This window comes from Achromobacter sp. EB05 (genome assembly GCF_044232075.1).
GTDB classification, from domain to species: domain Bacteria; phylum Pseudomonadota; class Gammaproteobacteria; order Burkholderiales; family Burkholderiaceae_B; genus Achromobacter; species Achromobacter dolens.
Genome location: NZ_CP155917.1, coordinates 404,427 through 423,720, shown reverse-complemented (window position 1 = coordinate 423,720; position 19,294 = coordinate 404,427). Strand labels below are relative to the sequence as shown.

The 19,294-nt window shown below is 66.5% G+C and carries 18 protein-coding genes; 2 read left to right on the top strand and 16 right to left on the bottom strand.

Going from position 1 to position 19,294, the window contains the following annotated elements:
• Position 1: 1 nt before the first annotated feature.
• A complete protein-coding gene (locus AAID08_RS01985) occupies positions 2–934 on the bottom strand; it encodes a GlxA family transcriptional regulator (RefSeq protein ID WP_054503606.1) in 933 nt (310 codons plus the stop codon).
• 125 nt (positions 935–1,059) lie between these two features.
• On the opposite strand from AAID08_RS01985, the gene AAID08_RS01980 reads away from it, so the two are divergent.
• Positions 1,060–1,896, top strand: coding sequence for an SDR family oxidoreductase (locus AAID08_RS01980; RefSeq protein WP_175189059.1), 837 nt, complete (start codon positions 1,060–1,062; stop codon positions 1,894–1,896).
• Here the strand turns inward: AAID08_RS01980 and AAID08_RS01975 are convergent.
• Entirely contained in the window at positions 1,863–2,702 is an 840-nt protein-coding gene (locus AAID08_RS01975) for a class II glutamine amidotransferase (RefSeq protein ID WP_395757307.1), read from the bottom strand. The two genes, AAID08_RS01980 and AAID08_RS01975, sit on opposite strands and share 34 nt — an antisense overlap.
• 139 nt (positions 2,703–2,841) lie before the next feature.
• On the opposite strand from AAID08_RS01975, the gene AAID08_RS01970 reads away from it, so the two are divergent.
• Complete coding sequence (locus tag AAID08_RS01970; protein WP_395757306.1) at positions 2,842–3,900, top strand: threonine aldolase family protein; 1,059 nt, start codon at positions 2,842–2,844, stop codon at positions 3,898–3,900.
• A gap of 64 nt (positions 3,901–3,964) precedes the next feature.
• On the opposite strand, the gene AAID08_RS01965 is transcribed toward AAID08_RS01970, so the two are convergent.
• The 14 genes from AAID08_RS01965 to AAID08_RS01900 form a co-directional block, all read right to left on the bottom strand.
• A complete protein-coding gene (locus tag AAID08_RS01965) occupies positions 3,965–4,792 on the bottom strand; it encodes a helix-turn-helix domain-containing protein (RefSeq protein ID WP_395757794.1) in 828 nt (275 codons plus the stop codon).
• A 71-nt stretch (positions 4,793–4,863) separates the two neighbouring features.
• Positions 4,864–6,927, bottom strand: a complete 2,064-nt coding sequence (locus tag AAID08_RS01960) for a UvrD-helicase domain-containing protein (protein ID WP_059269091.1) — start codon at positions 6,925–6,927, stop codon at positions 4,864–4,866.
• Between the two features lie 55 nt (positions 6,928–6,982).
• Entirely contained in the window at positions 6,983–9,088 is a 2,106-nt protein-coding gene (locus AAID08_RS01955; protein WP_054503611.1) for a primosomal protein N', read from the bottom strand.
• A gap of 370 nt (positions 9,089–9,458) precedes the next feature.
• Positions 9,459–10,532, bottom strand: a complete 1,074-nt coding sequence (hemE, locus tag AAID08_RS01950) for a uroporphyrinogen decarboxylase (protein ID WP_054503612.1) — start codon at positions 10,530–10,532, stop codon at positions 9,459–9,461.
• A 100-nt stretch (positions 10,533–10,632) separates the two neighbouring features.
• Positions 10,633–11,427, bottom strand: coding sequence for a hypothetical protein (locus tag AAID08_RS01945; RefSeq protein ID WP_155755621.1), 795 nt, complete (start codon positions 11,425–11,427; stop codon positions 10,633–10,635).
• Between the two features lie 196 nt (positions 11,428–11,623).
• Positions 11,624–12,049, bottom strand: coding sequence for a F0F1 ATP synthase subunit epsilon (locus AAID08_RS01940; protein WP_049070837.1), 426 nt, complete (start codon positions 12,047–12,049; stop codon positions 11,624–11,626).
• Between the two features lie 9 nt (positions 12,050–12,058).
• Positions 12,059–13,459 carry a F0F1 ATP synthase subunit beta gene (gene atpD, locus AAID08_RS01935; protein ID WP_006386768.1) on the bottom strand — a complete coding sequence of 467 codons (1,401 nt, stop codon included), beginning with the start codon at positions 13,457–13,459 and terminating at the stop codon, positions 12,059–12,061.
• A gap of 43 nt (positions 13,460–13,502) precedes the next feature.
• A complete protein-coding gene (gene atpG, locus AAID08_RS01930) occupies positions 13,503–14,408 on the bottom strand; it encodes a F0F1 ATP synthase subunit gamma (protein ID WP_049070836.1) in 906 nt (301 codons plus the stop codon).
• A 98-nt stretch (positions 14,409–14,506) separates the two neighbouring features.
• On the bottom strand, positions 14,507–16,048 hold the full coding sequence (atpA, locus tag AAID08_RS01925) for a F0F1 ATP synthase subunit alpha (protein ID WP_049070835.1): 1,542 nt from the start codon (positions 16,046–16,048) through the stop codon (positions 14,507–14,509).
• A 31-nt stretch (positions 16,049–16,079) separates the two neighbouring features.
• On the bottom strand, positions 16,080–16,619 hold the full coding sequence (locus tag AAID08_RS01920) for a F0F1 ATP synthase subunit delta (RefSeq protein WP_049070834.1): 540 nt from the start codon (positions 16,617–16,619) through the stop codon (positions 16,080–16,082).
• Between the two features lie 12 nt (positions 16,620–16,631).
• Positions 16,632–17,102 carry a F0F1 ATP synthase subunit B gene (locus AAID08_RS01915; protein ID WP_006227275.1) on the bottom strand — a complete coding sequence of 157 codons (471 nt, stop codon included), beginning with the start codon at positions 17,100–17,102 and terminating at the stop codon, positions 16,632–16,634.
• A gap of 142 nt (positions 17,103–17,244) precedes the next feature.
• The gene (atpE, locus tag AAID08_RS01910) at positions 17,245–17,487 is read right to left on the bottom strand and encodes a F0F1 ATP synthase subunit C (RefSeq protein ID WP_003815363.1); all 243 of its coding nucleotides are present in this window, start codon (positions 17,485–17,487) and stop codon (positions 17,245–17,247) included.
• Between the two features lie 118 nt (positions 17,488–17,605).
• Positions 17,606–18,487, bottom strand: coding sequence for a F0F1 ATP synthase subunit A (gene atpB, locus AAID08_RS01905; protein ID WP_006386764.1), 882 nt, complete (start codon positions 18,485–18,487; stop codon positions 17,606–17,608).
• Positions 18,488–18,573: 86 nt separating this feature from the next.
• Complete coding sequence (locus AAID08_RS01900; protein WP_054503772.1) at positions 18,574–18,987, bottom strand: ATP synthase subunit I; 414 nt, start codon at positions 18,985–18,987, stop codon at positions 18,574–18,576.
• Positions 18,988–19,294: the final 307 nt, after the last annotated feature.

The following is a 19,294-nucleotide window of genomic DNA, read 5'->3' as shown; positions in this document are numbered from 1 at the left end:
GTCAGGCGTGCAGCAACCGCCGCATCGCCTGCGGCGACTGGCCGAACGCGCGCAGGAACGCCTTGCGCATGCGGTCGCGGTCGCCAAAGCCGGTTTCGCGCGCCACCACCTCGGCCGCATGACGGCCGGACTGCATCATGTCCTGCGCCGCCTCCAACCGCAGATGTTCCACCGCCTTGGCCGGAGACTGGCCCGTTTCCTGGCGGAACACACGGCTGAACTGGCGCGGGCTCAGGTGCGCGGCGCGCGCCAGCTCGTCCACCGACAATTCGGCCTTCAGGTTGGCCTTGGCGTAGGCCAGCGCCGTCTGCACCCGATCGGACTTCGCATCCAGCTCCAGCAACGCCGAATACTGCGACTGTCCGCCCGCGCGGCGTTGTGTCAGCACCAGCTTGCGCGCGACCGCGCGCGCCATGTCCGCCCCCAGGTCCGCCTCCACCATGGCCAGCGCCAGATCAATGCCGGCGCTCATGCCCGCCGAGGTCCAGATCGGGCCGTCAGCCACGAAGATGCGGTCCTCGTCCACCTTGACCCGCGGATACTCGCGCTGCAGGCGCCGCGCATAGAACCAGTGGGTGGTGGCGCGGCGGCCGTCGAGCAGGCCGGCCTGCGCCAGCACGAACGCGCCGGTGCACATCGAGGCGCAACGGCGCACCCGTTCGCTGGCGCCGCGCAGCGCGCGCAACAGGCTCTCGGACGCGCCCTCGCCGGTGTTGTCGCCGGCGACGATCAACGTGTCGAACGCGCGCCGCCCCAGCTTCTGCGTGTCCTGCGCAAACCCCAGCGAACTGGCCACCGGGCCGCCATGCTCGGACACCAGGACGACGCGATAGGCCGGTTCGCCGCTCTGGCGGTTGGCCATCTCGAAGACCGCGCTGGCCGCCAGGCTCATGAGCTGGAAGCCCGGGTGCAACAGGATCGCGATGGTTTTCATGGCTGTTCCGTCCGTTTTCATCGTATGTCCTGAAAAGACGTTTCTATGTCATTGAGGATATTCCATCCCGGTTCTACTCTGCAAGGGTACCGGCACTACCAGCCGTCCCCATTTCGGAGTCTTTCATGAGCAACACCCCGTCTGGCAAATCCCCCGGCCGCGCCCTGGTCACCGGCGCCTCGTCCGGCATCGGCGCGCGCTACGCCCACCACCTGGCCCATCGCGGCCACGACCTGACGCTGGTGGCGCGCAACGTCGAACGCCTGGAAACCCTGGCCGCGCGACTGCGCGCCGAGACCGGCCGTGACGTGCGCGTGCTGCCAGCCGACCTGTCGCGGACCGACGGTGTGCAACGCGTGGCGCAAGCGCTGCGCGAGGACGACTCGCTGACCCTGCTGGTGAACAACGCCGGCATCGGCGCGGTGGCGCCGCTGCTGCAATCCGATGCCGCCCAGATGCAGGCCATGATCGACCTGAACATCAGCGCCCTCACCCACCTGACCATGGCGGCCGCGCCCGCCTTCGTGGCGCGCGGCGGCGGCACCATCATCAATATCGCGTCGATCGTCGGCCTGCACCCCGAGCTGCTCAACGGCGTCTACGGCGCCAGCAAGGCCTATGTGCTGGCCTACTCGCAGTCGCTGCGCCACGAACTGGCGGACAAGGGCCTGCGCGTCCAGGCGGTGCTGCCCGGCGCCACCGGCACCGAGTTCTGGGACCAGGCCGGCAAGCCGGCCAGCGAGTTGCCGTCCGCCATCGTGATGAGCGCGGACGACATGGTGCGCAGCGCGCTGGCGGGCCTGGACCAGGGCGAGTTCGTCACCATCCCGTCGCTGACCGACCCGACCCTGCTGGAACGCCTGGAAGCGGCGCGCCAGGCCCTGGGGCCGGAACTGTCGCGCAATACGCCGGCGGCGCGCTATGGCATTCAGGCGCCCGGCGGCACCGGCACGAACGGATAGTGCTCGACGCGGCCCCGGCCCGCGATGATGGCGGTGGATTCGGGCACCTCTTCCCAGGCGCCCGGCATCTCGCTCAGCGGCTCGGACAGCAACAGGAATGCGTCATCGTCCAGCGCCGCGACCTTCGGGTCGTCGGGATAAAGCTCGCGCAGATGCCGCACGCAGGTGTTGTGGAACAGCGTGCGCGAATCGCGCTCGCTGGAATAGCGCACCGCGATCAGGCGCTCGCCATCCAGCGCGCACACGGTCATGTTGATGGGCCGGGCCACCCCTTGGCGCCGGCCGGTCTCCTCGACCGCGCCGACCATGCGCGCCAGCGCCTGCAGCGCGTCTTCCTCCAGGCCGAAAGTCAGCGCCAGCAGGAACATCACCTCGGAATCGGTCGACCCTTCCAGTGAACCGAAGTAGGCCGGCGCGATCATCAGCATCAGGTCGCGCCGCAGCAGCGGATAGTCGCGGATCACGCCGTTGTGCACGAACAGCCAGTTGCCATGGCGGAACGGATGGCAGTTGGTTTCCTGGGCCGGCGTGTCGGTGGCGGCGCGGATGTGCGCCACGAACAGCGGCGAATGGATGGCGCGCGCGGCCTCGCGCAGGTTGCGGTCGTTCCAGGCCGGATGCACGCTGCGGTAGCGGAACGGCGGCTCGGGCGGTCGGCCGTACCAGCCCAGACCGAAGCCGTCGCCATTGGTGGTGGTGGCGCCCATGCGCGCATGCAGGCTCTGGTCGATCAGCGAGTGCGTGGCCTTGAACAGCACGCTCTCCATTTGCAGGGGACTCCCGGTGTAAGCCAGCCAGCGGCACATGATGCGCTCCTTGAAAAACCGGCCCGGCGCGGGCTCGCCGGGTCCGCCCCAGTGTAGGAGCGAGGCGCAATTTTCTACAAGCCCGGCCCGGCGCCGGCGGGCATAGTGAGGACCTGTCTGTCTTCACCGGAGCCCCGTATTGGACACCCCCGCCGCCGCCTCGCCCCAACAGGGTTTCGCCAGCGACAACACCGCCGGCGCCAGCCCCCAGATCCTGGCCGCGCTGCTGCGCGCCAATGAGGGACAGGCCCCCGCCTATGGCGCCGACGACATCACCCTGCGCGTCGAACGGCGCCTGGCCGAGATCTTCGAACGCGAGATCGACGTGCTGCTGGTGCCCACCGGCACCGCCGCCAATTCGCTGGCGCTGGCGGCGCTGACGCCGCCCTGGGGCAGCGTGCTGTGCCACGCGCACAGCCACATCGCCAACGACGAATGCGGCGCGCCGCAGTTCTACAGCGGCGGCGCGCGCCTGGCGCTGCTGGAGGGCGCGGCCTCCAAGCTCGACCCCGCCCGGCTCGCGGAACAAGCGCGCCACAAGGCCGGAGACGTGCACTCGATGCCGCCGGCCTGCGTCAGCATCACACAGGCCACCGAGACCGGCAGCGTGTACACGCTGAACGAGATCCGGGCCCTCGGCGCCGTCTGCCGCGATGCCGGGCTGCCCCTGCACATGGACGGCGCGCGCTTCGCCAATGCCCTGGTCAGCCTGGACTGCACGCCAGCGGAAATGACCTGGAAGGCCGGCGTCGCGGCGCTGTCGTTCGGCGCCACCAAGAACGGCGCGCTGGGCGCCGAGGCCATCGTGCTGTTCGAACCCGGACGCGCCGCCGAACTGGCCTACCGGCGCAAGCGCGGCGGCCACCTGTTTTCGAAGATGCGGCTGCTGTCGGCACAGATGGAAGCCTATCTGGCGGACGACCTGTGGCTGCGCAACGCGCGCCAGGCCAACGCCATGGCGGCGCGGCTGGCGGCGGGCATGGCGAACCTGCCGGGCGTTGAACTCCAGGGGCCGGTCGAGGCCAACATCCTGTTCTGCCGGCTGCCGATCGTCGCCATTGACGGCCTGCTGGCGCAGGGCTTTCGCTTCTACCACGACCGCTGGGGCCCGGGCGTGGCGCGGCTGGTCACGTCGTTCACCACGCACGAGCAGGACGTCGATCACTTCCTGGCGGCGTTGCGCGCGCTGGTGCGATAACGACCCGCGCCGTCCCTCCGGCGCGCCGCGCGCCAGCGCCAGGACGACGCGGGAATCGGCGCGCTCAGGCCGCGCGCCGGTAGGCCGAGGGCGGCACCCCATAGGCCGTGCGGAACGCGCGGTTGAAATGGCTCTGGTCGTAGAAGCCGACATCGGCCGCCACCTGCGCGATCGGAGCGCGCGCCCGCGCCAGCGCGGCGCAGGCCCGCTCCAGGCGCAGCCGCGTCAGCCAGGCGTGCGGCGTCAGCCCCACCGACAGCGCGAAGCGGCGCAGGAACTGGTAGCGGCTCAGGCCGCAGAGCCGCGCCAGGTCTTCCAGACCGATCTTGTCGCCCAGGTGGGCCTGGCAATAATCCCGCACGACCCGCTGGTGCGCGAGCGACAGGCCGCCGCGCACCGCCTGGGGCGTCACCGCCCCCGTGCGCGCGAACAGCGTCCCCATCAGGGCCAGCGAGACGGACTCGTGCGCCAGCGGCCCGGCGGCCGCATCCGCCATCCAGGAAGCGTGCAACGCCTTGAAGCGGGCCGCCAGCGCGGGCTCCTCGATCAAGGTGCCCAGGAACCGCTCGTCGGATGCGCCGCCCGAGACTTCGGCGATGAAATCGCGCATCAGGTCGGGCGACAGACGGAAGGTCTTCAGGGTGTAGGACTGGCCATAGTCGGCCACGCCGGCGCCATCATGGACCTCGCCGGGCGGCATCAGGGCGATGCCCCCGGGCCCCAGCAGCGTGCTGCGGCCACGGAAGGTCTGGCGCTGCACGCCCTGGGTCACCAGGCCGATGTGGTAATCGACGTGGTAGTGCCGGTCGAACTGGAAGTCGACCAGCCGCGCCACGCCCAGCACCAGGCCCGGCGTGCCGGGCACCGGTTGGTAACGCACGTCATCCTTCATCGTCAGCGCCATGATGCAAAGCGGCAGGTATAGATCCTGGACGCTCCCCCGTCATGTAATTTATTGCGGGGCTATTTCTTCAGCAAGGCCTTGAGCATGGCCATGCGTTCCTTGGGATTCATGGCGGCGGTGGTCTCGTCTTCCTGGATGCCCGGAGCATCCAGGCCCATTTCCTCGATGAAGCGCGACGGTTCGCGCACCAGGTCCTCGCGCGCCCGGCGCCGGCGCTTGCACCAGCTCAGGTTGAGGCTGCGCTGGGCTCGCGTGATGCCCACGTACATCAGCCGCCGCTCTTCCTGGATACGGGTGGCCAGGTTCTCCGCGGCGCGCGCCGGATCGCCCACCTCGTCGTCCTTGCCCAGGTGCGGCAGCAGGCCTTCTTCGACGCCCGCCAGGTACACGTGCGGATACTCCAGGCCCTTGGAGGCATGCAGGGTCGACATCTTGACCGCGTCCGGCTCCTCTTCCTCGCCCCGTTCGAGCATGGTCACCAGCGCAACGTGCTGCACCAGTTCGAACAGCGACATGTTGTCCTCTTCGGCCTTGCGCTTGAGCCAACCGGTCAGCTCCAGCACGTTCTGCCAGCGGGTCTGCGCCGGGCGTTCGTCGAACAGCTCGAACAGATGGCGTTCGTACTGGATCGCCTGCACCAGGTCGTCCAGGATCACGCCGGCGGGTTCGGCGGGCGCGCCATCGGTGCCGGCGGTGGCGCCACGGCCGGCGCGCCACTGCATGCGGCGGATGAATTCGGTGAAGGTGCGCAGCGGTTCGAGCTGGCGCGGCGCCAGCAGGCTTTCCAGCCCGGTCTCATCGACCGCCGCCAGCAGCGACAGCTCGCGAGTGGCGGCATACTGGCCCAGCGTCTGCAAAGTGGCCTGGCCGATGCCGCGCTTGGGCGTGGTGGCGGCGCGGATAAAGGCCGGATCGTCCTCGTCGTTGGCCAGCAGCCGCAGGTAGGCCAGGATGTCGCGCACCTCGGCCTTGTCGAAGAAACTCTGCCCGCCCGCGATCGTGTACGGGATCTTCAGGTTGCGCAGCGCCTGCTCCAGGATGCGCGACTGGTGATTGCCGCGATACAGGATGGCGAAATCCTTCCACTGCGCCTGGCGCTCGAAGCGCGAGGCCGAGATCTTCATGGCGATGGACTCGGCCTCGTGCTCCTCGCCGTCCATCGCCGAAACGACGATCGGCTCGCCCACGCCCAGGTCCGACCACAGCTTCTTTTCGAACAGCTTGGGGTTCTTCTCGATCACCTGGTTGGCCGCCGCCAGGATGCGCTGCACCGAGCGGTAGTTCTGCTCCAGCTTGATGAGCTTGAGATTGGGATAGTCGGTGGTCAGCTTGGCCAGGTTCTCGATGGTGGCGCCGCGCCAGGCGTAGATGGCCTGATCGTCGTCGCCCACCGCCGTGAACATGGCGCGCGGGCCGGTCAGCAACTGCACCAGGCGGTACTGGCAGACGTTGGTGTCCTGGTATTCATCGACCAGCAGGTAGCGCACGCGGTTCTGCCAGCGCGTGCGCACCTCTTCGTTGTTGGCCAGCAGGATGGCCGGGATGCGGATCAGGTCGTCGAAATCCACGGCCTGGTAGGCGGCCAGCGTGGCGGCGTAGCTGCGATAGACGTTGGCGGCCTCGACGTCGCCCGGCGTGATGGCTTCGCGCGCGGCGTCGTCGGGTTCCATCAGCGCGTTCTTCCACAGCGAGATGATGCCCTGCACATGGCGCAAGCGGCCCTTGTCGGTGGTGGCCAGCAGCTCCTGGATGATCGCCATGGCGTCATCGGCGTCCAGGATCGAAAAGGTCGGCTTGAGACCCGCGTTGCGCGCCTCTTCGCGCAAGAGCTTCACGCCCAGCGAGTGGAAGGTGCTGATGGTCAGGCCCTTGCCCAGCTTGCGGTCCACCAGCGTCTTGACGCGCTCATCCATCTCGCGCGCGGCCTTGTTGGTGAAGGTCAGCGCCACCACGTTGCGGCCCATGTAGCCGCATTCGCGCAGCAGGTAGGCGATCTTCTGCGTGATGACGCGCGTCTTGCCGCTGCCGGCGCCGGCCAGCACCAGGCAGGGGCCGTCCAGGTACAGCACCGCCTCTTTCTGCGCGGGGTTCAGGCCGTGGCCGATGGGTTCGTGTGCGGACATGGGAGTCGGGGAAAGGGGAACGACATAGAGTAAACGGACGAATGCGCGGCGCCTGTCAGATTTCCAGCGGGTCGACCTCCAACTGCCAGCGCACCCGGGCCTCGTTGGCCAGGTACGGCAGGTGGTGCGACCACGACGCCAGGAAAGCCTGCAGCGCCGGACGGCTGGTGCTTTCCACCAGCAACTGGGCGCGCTCGATGTTGGCCACCCGCACCACGCGCAGCGGCACGGGGTCGTACAGCATGATCGCGTCCAGCCCCGGGAAGTCGGCGGCCCACTCGCCTTCGGGCAGCGCGCGCGCCTGTTGCAGGAACGCCTGCGCCACCGCCAGCTCGCGCGCCTCGGCCGTCAACAGCGCCTGGTAGGCGAACGGCGGCAGGCCGGTGCTTTCGCGTTCCTGCAGCGCATGGCGCGCGAAGCCCGCGTAGTCATGGCGCAGCAGCGCCTGGTACACCGGCTGCTCGGGGTAGCCGGTCTGGATGATGACCTGGCCGTTGCCCTGGTGGCGGCCGGCGCGGCCGGCCACCTGCATCAATTGGGCGAACAGCCGTTCGGGCGCGCGGAAGTCGTGCGCGAACAGCGCCGAATCGGGATTGAGCACGCCGACCAGTCCGAGCCGCGCGAAGTCGTGGCCCTTGGACACCATCTGCGTGCCGACCAGGATGTCGACCTCGCCCGCGTGCACCGACGCGAACAGGGCCTCGGCGCTGCCCTTCTTGCGGGTGCTGTCGGCGTCGATGCGCAGGATGCGCGCCTCGGGGAACAGTTCGGCCAGGTGTTCCTCGACCCGCTGCGTGCCACGGCCCATCGGCGCCAGGTCCTGGTCGCCGCACTCCGGGCACGCGTGCGGCACCGGCGCCTGGTAGCCGCAGTGGTGGCATTGCAGGCGATGGCCGCGGCCGGCGGCGCGGTGCAGCACCGTGAACGCGGTGCAGCGCGGGCAATTGCTGACCCAGCCGCAGGACTGGCAATGCAGCACCGGCGCGTAGCCGCGGCGGTTCAGGAAGATCAGCGACTGTTCCTTGCGCGCCAGCCGTTCGCCAAGGGCCTCCAGCAACTGTGGCGACATGCCGTGCTTCATCTGCAGGCGGCGCGTGTCCACCAGCTTCATGGCCGGCAGCGAACTGGCGCGGGCGCGCGCCGGCAGCGCCAGCCGCAGGTAGCGGCCGCGCTCGGCATGCTGCCAGGTCTCCAGCGACGGCGTGGCCGAGCCCAGCACCACCGGGATGTCCAGGTCGTGCGCGCGCCACACCGCCAGATCGCGCGCGGAATAGCGCAGGCCGTCCTGCTGCTTGTACGAGGCGTCGTGTTCTTCGTCCACCACGATGAGGCCCAGTTCGCTCATGGGCGCGAAGATCGCCATGCGCGTGCCCAGCAGCATGCGCGCCTGCCCACGCTGCGCGCGCGCCCAGGCCTGCAGGCGCTCGCCATCGGACAGGCCGCTGTGCAGCACCGCCAGGCCGTCCGGCCCGACCAAGCCTTCCAGGCGGGCGCGCAACGCGCCCTCCAGTTGCGGCGTCAGGTTGATTTCCGGCACCAGCAGCAGCACCTGGCGGCCGGCGGCCAGCACTTTCTCGGCGGCGCGCAGGTAGACCTCGGTCTTGCCGCTACCGGTCACGCCGTACAGCAGCACGGGCTTGAACTTGGTGAGTCCGGCGATGGTGTCCACGGCCTCGCGTTGCGCATCGTTCAGTTCGGGTGGCTGGTCGGCCTCGGCCGGGTTGCGGACCGCCTTGCGCTTGCGTCCGTCCAGCCGCGCCACCGGACCACCGGCCGAGCGCTTGCCCTGATAGGCGGTCGGCTTGCGCAGCGGCGGCGGCAACGTCGGCAGCATCACCTCGCCCAGCGGCCGCTGGTAATACTCGGCGGCGAAACGCGCCAGGCGCAGCCAGGCCTCGTCGAAGGGCGGCAGGTCGCGCAGCACTTCCTCGATCGGCTTGATCTGCTTCGGCTCATAGGACGGCTCTGCCGGGTTGTCCACCACCACGCCGATCAACTTGCGGCGCCCGAACGGCACGATCACCCGCAGGCCCGCCCCCACGGGTTCGTGGTGCCGGTAGTCGAACGGGCCGGGCAGCGGCACGTCGAGCGCAACGCGCACCCAGCAGACCACCGCAGGCGCGGCCGGCATGGATTCGACCAGCGCGAAGTCTTCAGACATGGAGAAGGGAACGGAACATGAACGGAACTGGCCCGAAAGGCGCGATGACGGTGGCTGGAAGAGCGGACCGGGCCGGCGCCCGGACCAGAGAGGATTGTCGCCGCAATCCCTGCCGGGATTCCAGCCCCGCCTGTGGATAACTTTGGGGAAAAGGCGAGAGCAACGTCAGAAATTGGAATAAGGCAAGATTGCATCAACTCTTGCAACCCTGTTGAAAACCCATTTTATTCCATTAAAAACATCGACTTAAGCAAACTTCCAAGATTGTAAAATAGCTTCCAGAGGGTTTTCCCCGAGTCTGATCTTGCTGTGCACAACTGCGCTCGGGGGGCCTCGATGTCCGGCCCTGCGGGCCGAAGCGTTCACTCACTTACCCTCTGAGCGAACGGCTGTGACGGTGGACTTCGTCGACCAATTCGGCTACCGCTTCGGGCGGCGTGAAGCGCGAAATGCCATGGCCGAGATTGAAGACATGGCCGCCCTTGCCCACCGGGCCGAAGGCGTCGAGCACGCGGCGCGCTTCGGCGCGGATGGCCTCGGCGCCGCCAAACAGCGCCATGGGATCGAGGTTGCCCTGGAACGCGACCGAATCGCCGGTGCGGCGCCGCGCCGCGGCCAGGTCCACCGTCCAGTCCAGGCCGACGGCGTCGCAGCCGCAAGCGGCGATGTCCTCGAGCCACTGGCCGCCGCCCTTGGTGAAAACGATGGCGGGCACGCGGCGGCCTTCGTGTTCACGGGTCAGGCCGGCCACGACCTTGCGGGTGTAGGCCAGCGAAAATTGCTGGAACAGGCCGTCGGCCAGCACGCCGCCCCAACTGTCGAACAACATCACGGCCTGCGCGCCCGCGGCGATCTGTGCGTTCAGGTACTGAAGCGTCGCCTCGGCGTTGATTTCCAGGATTCGATGCAGCAGGTCGGGCCGCGCATACAGCATGGTCTTGATCAGGCGATAGTCATCGCTGCCCTGCCCTTCGACCATGTAGCAGGCGATGGTCCAGGGGCTGCCCGCAAAGCCGATCAGTGGCACCTTGCCGCCCAGGTCGCGGCGGATCGTGCTGACGGCATCGAACACATAGCGCAGCCTGTCCATGTCGGGCACGGCCAGGCGCGCCACGTCTTCCTCGGTGCGCACCGGCCGGGCGAAGCGCGGGCCCTCGCCTTCGGCAAAGTCCAGGCCCAGACCCATGGCGTGTGGCACGGTCAGGATGTCCGAGAACAGGATGGCCGCGTCCAGATCGAAACGCTCCAGCGGCTGCAGCGTGACTTCCGAGGCGTAGTCCGGGTTCTGAGCCAGGCCCATGAAGGAACCGGCCCGGGCCCGCGTCTGGCGGTATTCGGGCAGGTAGCGGCCCGCCTGGCGCATCAGCCAGATCGGGGTGTAGGGCACGGGCTCGCGCAACAGCGCGCGCAAGAACACATCGTTCTTCAAGACGGAAGCAGACACGACTATCCTCGATGATCGGAAGCCGTGATTTTACTGCCCCAAGCTGACAGGGCATGGCGGCGGCGCGGCCGGCATTTGCCGGCGCGCAAACCGGGCAAATTCAGCCGGCGTCGCCAACCCCTTCGGCCTGCATCGCGGCCTGGCGCCGATACGGCGCGGCATCGATGCCGTGCTTGCGCATCAGCGCCCAGAACGCCCGCCGATGCTTGCTGGAAGCGCGCGCGGCGCGCGCCACGTTGCCATGATGACGCGACAGCGCCAGGCGGATGTAGTCGGACTCGAACCCATCAACCACCCGCGCCTTGGCCTGCCGGAAGGCCTCCTGGGTGTCGCGGCGGGGTTGGTAACGCAACCCCGCCAGCCCCTGCTGCAACACCTGCCGCGGCACTGGCGGCCGGGTGCATGGCTTGCCGGCCGACAGCGCACCGCCCGCGGCATACGCCGCCTCGGGTTCCCGCAAGCCCTCGGCCAACAGGGGCGAGCGCCGGGCCAGCCGCCCCAACCGCACGCGCAGGCTTTCGAGGCAATATGGCGCGGCCAGGAAATCCGATGCGCCCAACCGCAGCAGATCCTCGATGGCGGGCGCGGTCATGTCGTGCACGAACAGCAGGATGGGCGTGGCCAGCGCGCCGGCGGCCTGCTGCAGCGACATGCGGGTCCAGGCCAGCGATGCCGGCGCGACCGGCAGGATGCAGTGATCGTAGCGCCGCAGACCGACGGCCAACCCCGCCAGCGCATGGATGTCGGGGCCGCCCGACGCGCCACCGGGCGTGCGCAATGGCACCAGGTGCAGGCGCACCCGCGCCAGCCGGGGCTGGTCGCGCGCGACCCAGTGGCCCATGGTGATTTCGTGGCCCGGGGCGAGCAGCACCCCGCAATCCATGGCTTCTCGCATGCAATCCCTCCTGGCTTGTGTTCCAAAGATTGCAGGCTACCGTTGCAGAACACGCCCGGCCATTCGTAGTGAGCGCAAGCGGGACTGCGGTCGACCGAGGGAAGCCGCCGCCGAACGAGCACGAAAGGCGGGCATGAAAAAAGCGGCCCAGGGCCGCTTTTTCCGGATCCGGGGCGAACCCCGGCAGGTCGTGCGCTCAGTGCGAGCGACCGCCTTGACGCAGCTTGCGCGCGGCGACGGCTTGCGCCGCCAGCATCGCCAGCTCGGCTTCGACAACCGCGATGTCGGCCTTGTCCTTGGCGTTGGCCAGGGCCTCTTCGGCGCGCTTGCGCGCTTCCAGGGCACGGGCCTCGTCCAGGTCGGCGGCACGGATGGCCGTGTCGGCCAGGACCGTCACGCTGCCCGGCTGCACTTCCAGAATGCCCCCGGCGACGAAGATGTTTTCCTCGCCTTGGTCGGCACGAACGATCTTGACCGTCCCGGGGCGTATGCGCGAAATCAGCGGGGTGTGACCGGGCAGGATGCCCAGCTCACCCGCCTCGCCAGGCAGCACCACGAACTTCGCCTCACCGGAGAAGATCGCTTCCTCTGCGCTGACGACATCCACATGCAGGGTAGCCATATCGGTTCCTTATTGCAGTTTCTTGGCCTTCTCGAAGGCCTCGTCGATCGAGCCGACCATGTAGAAGGCCTGTTCCGGCAGCGCATCGCACTCGCCGTTCACGATCATCTTGAAACCACGGATGGTTTCGGCCAGCGGCACGTACTTGCCGGGCGAACCGGTGAACACTTCGGCCACGTGGAACGGCTGCGACAGGAAACGCTGGATCTTACGGGCGCGGGCCACGGCCTGCTTGTCTTCCGGCGACAGTTCGTCCATGCCCAGAATCGCGATGATGTCGCGCAGTTCCTTGTAGCGCTGCAGCGTCTGCTGCACGCCACGGGCCACGGCGTAGTGCTCTTCGCCGACGACTTGCGGGTCGAGCTGGCGGCTGGACGAATCCAGCGGATCCACGGCCGGGTAGATACCCAGGGCGGCGATGTCACGCGACAGCACGACGGTCGAGTCCAAGTGCTGGAAGGTGGTGGCGGGCGACGGGTCGGTCAAGTCGTCAGCGGGCACGTACACGGCCTGGATCGAGGTGATCGAGCCGGTCTTGGTGGACGTGATGCGCTCTTGCAGCTTGCCCATTTCTTCGGCCAGCGTGGGCTGGTAGCCCACCGCCGACGGCATACGGCCCAGCAGTGCCGACACTTCGGTACCGGCCAGGGTGTAGCGGTAGATGTTGTCCACGAAGAACAGGATGTCGCGGCCTTCGTCGCGGAACTTCTCGGCCATCGTCAGGCCGGTCAGCGCCACGCGCAGACGGTTGCCCGGGGGTTCGTTCATCTGACCGAACACCATGGCGACCTTGTCCAGAACGTTCGACTCTTCCATTTCGTGGTAGAAGTCGTTGCCTTCACGGGTGCGCTCACCCACGCCGGCGAACACCGACAAGCCGCTGTGCTGCTTGGCGATGTTGTTGATCAGTTCCATCATGTTGACGGTCTTGCCCACGCCAGCGCCGCCGAACAGGCCGACCTTGCCGCCCTTGGCGAACGGGCACACCAGGTCAATAACCTTGATGCCGGTTTCCAGCAGTTCCACCGACGGCGACAGCTCGTCGAAACGGGGAGCCGGTTGGTGGATGCCACGCTTTTCGTCGTGCTGGATTTCGCCAGCTTCGTCGATCGGGCGGCCCAGCACGTCCATGATGCGGCCGAGCGTGCCGGTGCCGACCGGCACCGAGATCGGGGCGCCGGTGCCGGCGACCTTCATGCCGCGGCGCAGGCCGTCGCTGGAGCCCAGGGCGATGGTACGCACCACGCCGTCACCCAGCTGTTGCTGCACTTCCAGCGTCAGACCCTTTTCGGCGAACGAGGAACCCTCGTCGACCAGAGTAAGCGCTTCGTAGATCTTGGGCATGTGATCGCGGGGGAACTGAATATCCACCACGGCGCCGATGCACTGAACGATGGTTCCGTTGCTCATGTCGATTCCTTGCTTGATAGCTTTTGACGGGATGCTGCCTGCCTCAGACGGCGGCAGCGCCCCCTACGATTTCCGAAATTTCCTTGGTGATCGCGGCCTGGCGGGTCTTGTTGTAGACCAGCTGCAGATCGCCGATGACCTTCTTGGCGTTGTCCGACGCCGCCTTCATGGCGACCATCCGGGCCGACTGCTCCGAAGCCATGTTCTCGGCCACGGCTTGGTACAGCAGGCCTTCCACGTAACGCTGCAGCAGGTCGTCGATCACGCTACGAGCGTCGGGTTCGTAGATGTAATCCCAGCTGTAATCCGATTTCACTTCCGAAGTCTTGGCCAGGCTTTCGGCGCCCGTCTGGTACGGATCTTCCAAACCGCTGGCCAGGGGCAGCAGACGCAGGAACAGCGGCTCCTGCTTCATCGTGTTGACGAAGCGGGTCGAAGCCACGTACAGCGCGTCGATGCGGCCTTCCAGGTAGGCGTCGAGCTGCACCTTGATCGCGCCCAGCAGGCGATCCAGTTGCGGCTTGTCACCCAGTTGCACTTCCTGGGAAACCAGCTTGGCGCCGATACGGGACAGCACGCCCACGCCCTTGTTGCCGAAAGCGGTCGCCTGAACGGCGATGCCGTTCTTCTCGAACTCTTTCAGCTTCGTCAACACCACGCGGGTGATGTTGGTGTTCAAGCCGCCGCACAGACCCTTGTCCGTCGTCACCATGACCACGCCGACCGCCTTGATTTCGCGCTCGACCAGGTACGGGTGGCTGTACTCGGGATTGGCCTGCATCAGGTGCGCGGCGATCTCGCGCACCTTGGTGGCGTACGGACGGCCCGCGCGCATCCGCTCCTGCGCCTTGCGCATCTTGGATGCGGCGACCATTTCCATCGCCTTGGTGATCTTGCGCGTGTTTTGCACGCTCTTGATCTTGGTTCGGATTTCCTTAATTCCGGGCATTGCGCTTTCCTGTGAAGACTGGCCGATGGGTTGTCGCTTGCGCCTCAACCATCCGATAAGGATGGGTGAGGCGCTTGCGCGCCTAACCCATCACTTTCTTAAAAAGCACCGTGCTTCTTGAATTCCTGGATGGCGGCGGCGAGTTCGCTTTCGTCATCCTTGGACAGTTCCTTGGTGTCTTCGACGCGCTGGATCAGGGCCGCGTGCTTGGCCTTGAGCTGGTCCTTCAGCGCCTTTTCGAACGACAGCACCTGGGCCACGTCCACGTCATCCAGGTAGCCGTTGTTGACCGTGTACAGCGTGACGGCCAGTTCCCACACTTGCAGCGGCTGGTATTGCGGCTGCTTGAGCAGTTCGACCACGCGCTTGCCGCGCTCGAGCTGGCGACGGGTGGCGTCGTCCAGGTCCGAGGCGAACTGCGCGAAGGCGGCCAGTTCACGGTACTGCGCCAGGTCGGTACGGATACCGCCGGACAGCTTCTTGACGACCTTGGTCTGGGCGGCACCGCCCACGCGCGACACCGAGATACCGGCGTTGATGGCGGGACGCACACCGGCGTTGAACAGGTCGGTTTCCAGGAAGATCTGGCCGTCGGTGATCGAGATCACGTTGGTCGGAACGAAGGCCGACACGTCGCCCGCCTGGGTTTCGATGATCGGCAGCGCGGTCAGCGAGCCGGTCTTGCCCTTGACGGCGCCACCGGTGAACTTCTCGACGTAGTCTTCGTTCACGCGAGCGGCACGCTCGAGCAGGCGCGAGTGCAGGTAGAACACGTCGCCCGGGTAGGCTTCGCGGCCCGGCGGACGGCGCAGCAGCAGCGAGACCTGGCGGTAGGCCCAGGCTTGCTTGGTCAGGTCGTCATAGACGATCAGGGCGTCTTCGCCGCGATCGCGGAAGTATTCGCCCATCGTGCAGCCGGCGTAGGCGGCCAGGTACTGCATGGCGGCGGAGTCCGAAGCCGAGGCGGCCACGACGATGGTGTATTCCATCGCGCCGTGCTCTTCCAGCTTGCGCACCACGTTGTTGATCGTCGAAGCCTTCTGGCCGATGGCGACGTACACGCAGGTGACGCCCTTGCCCTTCTGGCTGATGATGGTGTCGACGGCCACGGCGGTCTTGCCGGTCTGGCGGTCGCCAATGATCAGTTCGCGCTGGCCGCGGCCGATGGGAACCATCGAGTCGATAGCCTTGATGCCGGTTTGCAGCGGCTGCGACACCGAGCGGCGGGCGATAACGCCGGGGGCCACTTTTTCGATGATGTCGGTGGCCTTGGCGTTCACGGGGCCCTTGCCGTCGATCGGCTCGCCCAGCGTGTTGACCACGCGGCCTTTCAGCTCGGGGCCGACCGGCACTTCCAGAATGCGGCCGGTCGTCTTGACCGCGTCGCCTTCGGACACGCCGGTGTAGTCACCGAGAATAACGGCGCCGACGGAATCACGCTCGAGGTTGAGCGCCAGACCGAAGACGTTGTTGGGGAATTCGAGCATTTCGCCCTGCATCACGTCGGACAGGCCGTGGATGCGGGTAATACCGTCGGTCACGGACACGACGGTGCCCTGAGTACGGACATCAGCCGAAGCGCCCAGGCCCTCGATGCGGCTCTTGAGCAGTTCGCTGATCTCGGAGGGATTGAGTTGCATATTGACTCCTGGAATCCTGTTAGTGCTGCCTTTAAGCGGCGAGCGTATCGCGCATGCGGGCCAATTGGGCTTGTACGGAAGTATCGAGCACCTGGTCCCCGACGGCCACGCGCACGCCGCCGATCAACGACTGGTCGACGGTGACGACGGGCTTGAGCTTCAGGCCGAATTTCTTCTCGAGGGCAACGACCAGTTCTTGGACCTGGGCGTCGCTCAGCTCGAACGCGCTGGTGATTTCCGCCTGCGCCGTGCCGTCGTGACGGTTCCGCAGCACCACGAATTGCGTGGCGATCTCGGGCAGCAGCAGCAACCGGTCGTTTTCGACCAGCAGCTCGATGAAATTGCGGGCGGCCTGGGGCAGTTCGGCCTTCACCAGGCCGGTAAACAGCTCGACGCGCTGCTTGTCGCCCAGACGCGGATCGGCCATGGCCTCGCGCACGTCGGGGTTGGAGGCGACCTGCGACAGCTCGCTGACCAGGTCGGCCCAAGCCTGCAGGCCGGCCTTGTCGTCGCGCGCGGCGGCGAACAAGGCTTCGGCGTAGGGCCTGGCAACAGTGGAAAGTTCAGCCATGACGGTCCCGGATTAAAGCTGCGCGCGGAGCTGGTTCAGCAGCTCGGCGTGGGCGCGGGCGTCAACCTCGCGCTTGAGGATCTGTTCAGCACCCTTGACGGCCAGCGCGGCGACGTCGTCGCGCAGCGAATCACGGGCGCGCTGGACTTCCTGCGCGGCATCCTGTGCAGCTTGCGCCACGATGCGGGCACGCTCGGCTTCCGCTTCACGGCGGGCCTGCTCGATCAGGGAGGCGGCTTGCTTCTCGGCCTCGATGATGCGGGCGTGGTTTTCGGACTTGGCAGAAGCCTCGATCAGACTGACACGCGCCTGGGCCTGGGCCAGATCGGCCTTGCCCTTCTCCGCGGCGGCAAGGCCGTCGGCGATTTTTTGGCGGCGCTCGTCCATCGCCTTCGTCAGAGGAGGCCACACGAATTTCATCGTGAACCAGCCCAGAACGAAGAACACGAGCATCTGGAAAATGATCGTCGCGTTCAGATTCACGGTCGTTCCTTTAACACCTTGCGGCTCCGACGGCGCCCGGGACGGGCAACGCGGAGCACTCGATACTTTGCCGGTCGGCGACGGGGCTCAGGCCCGCATCGCCGCCAGCGTCATGACCCGCCTTTTCGCCGGCGGGCGTGCCTTAGCCGACGAACGGGTTGGCGAAGGCGAACAGCATGGCGATACCCACGCCGATCAGGAATGCCGCGTCGATCAGGCCAGCCAGCAGGAACATCTTGGTTTGCAGAGCGTTCATCAGTTCAGGCTGACGAGCCGAAGCTTCCAGGTATTTGCCGCCCATCAGTGCGATGCCGATGCAAGCGCCGATAGCGCCCAGACCGATGATAAGACCGCAAGCGAGAGCAACGAAAGCGACGTTGGTCATGACAACTCCTTGGTTAGAAATCTGAAGTCAAAAAAATAAAAGATTGGGGTACTGCTCAATGCAAGAGGATCTTGCTATCCAGCGCCGGCCCGGAGGCCGACGCCGGAAATTCGGGGGATCAGTGGCCTTCGTGCGCCTGGCCGAGGTACACCAGGGTCAGCATCATGAAGATGAAGGCCTGGAGCAACACGATCAGGATGTGGAAGATGGCCCAGATCGAGCCGGCCAGCACGTGGCCGATTCCCAAGCCGATGCTGGCGCCGTTGAAACCGGTCCAGGCACCGCCCAGCAGGGCGATCAGCATGAAAATCAATTCGCCGGCGAACATGTTGCCGAACAACCGCATGCCCAGCGACACGGACTTGGCGGCGTATTCGATCAGGTTCAGCAGCAGGTTGAACGGCGCCAGGACGAGCGCGCCCAGGCCATGCGCATGGAACGGCGCGGTGAACAGTTCCTTGACGAAGCCGCCCGGGTGCTTGATCTTGATGCCGTAGTAGAACATCAGCAGCAGCACGCCCAGCGACATGCCCATCGGCACGTTCAGGTCGGCGGTCGGCAGCACGCGGTGGTAGTAGAGGGGGTCGCCGTGGTGCGCGCCCAGGCCGGTCAGGCGCCAGATCGACGGCATCAGGTCAACGGGCAGCAGGTCCAGCGCGTTCATCAGGATGATCCAGAGGAACACGGTGAGGGCGAGCGGAGCGATGAAGAGGCGGCTCTTGGCATTGTGGACGATGCCCTTGGCCTGGTCGTCGACCATGTCGACGATCATTTCCACGAAGGCCTGGAAGCGGCCCGGAACGCCGGCGGTCGCGCGGCGGGCGGCGCGCCACAGGAAGAAGATGACGATCAGGCCCGTCAGGCCGGACCAGAACAACGAGTCGTAGTTGATGATGTCAAACTGAGCAATTGCAGTCTGTTTTTCGCCCGTATTGTTCAGGTGCACCAGGTGGTGCTGAATATAAGCGGACTGAGGCGACACGTCGCTGGCAGCAGCCATTTGAATCCTACCCTATTTGCTGTATGCCCGAGCCCTTGCGAGCCGGACGATTCCACGATTCCGTTTGCCGTTACCTACCCGGCGCGCTATGACAACTTGCGGAACATCAAAAGCAGGAGATATCCCTTCAGCGTGAGTATCAAGCCCAGCAGCGCGGCGGGCCAGACGAGACTGTCCTGCGCCACACGCGAAAGCAGCCACAACAGCAACGCCGTTGCGAACAACTTGATCAACTCACCAGAGAGAAAGGTAAAGGGACTGGCCTTACCGGCCCGAACACTGACAGCCAGGCGCAATGCGAACAACGCATTGGGTATGAAATACGCTCCAGCCCCCGCCAGCGCCGACCAACCTGCCGCCGCCCCTCCGACAAACCCCGCTATTACTGCTGCTGCGAGCCCCATGGCGCCTTGCGCCGCCAGTGCCAACAAGAGTCCGCGGCCAGCCTGCGCATTCAGCGCCGCGCGGTCCGCGTCGCTGAGAACCAGCACCCGGTCCACCGGATCCTGATCCGCCAGAACCTGGCGTGCCTCGCCCTGTTGCGCAAGGGGCTGATTCAACCCACAGGATGCATCCCGGGTTTTCTCATCCCAACCGCGCGCAGGTTCGTGCCGCACTGTGTTCTGCTGCATCAAACTTCCCCGCTTAAAGCCTCATCCCGCAAGCCTTGCCCCTGTCAGAACCCTGGCGAAATCCCTGCCATGTGTTCTTATCCCGCAAGCGTCAAACCCGCAGAGTATAGCGTGATTCTTTTTACCCGAGCAAATGAACTTTCGGCGGTTTGTAAGGCGGCAACAGCATCCGCCG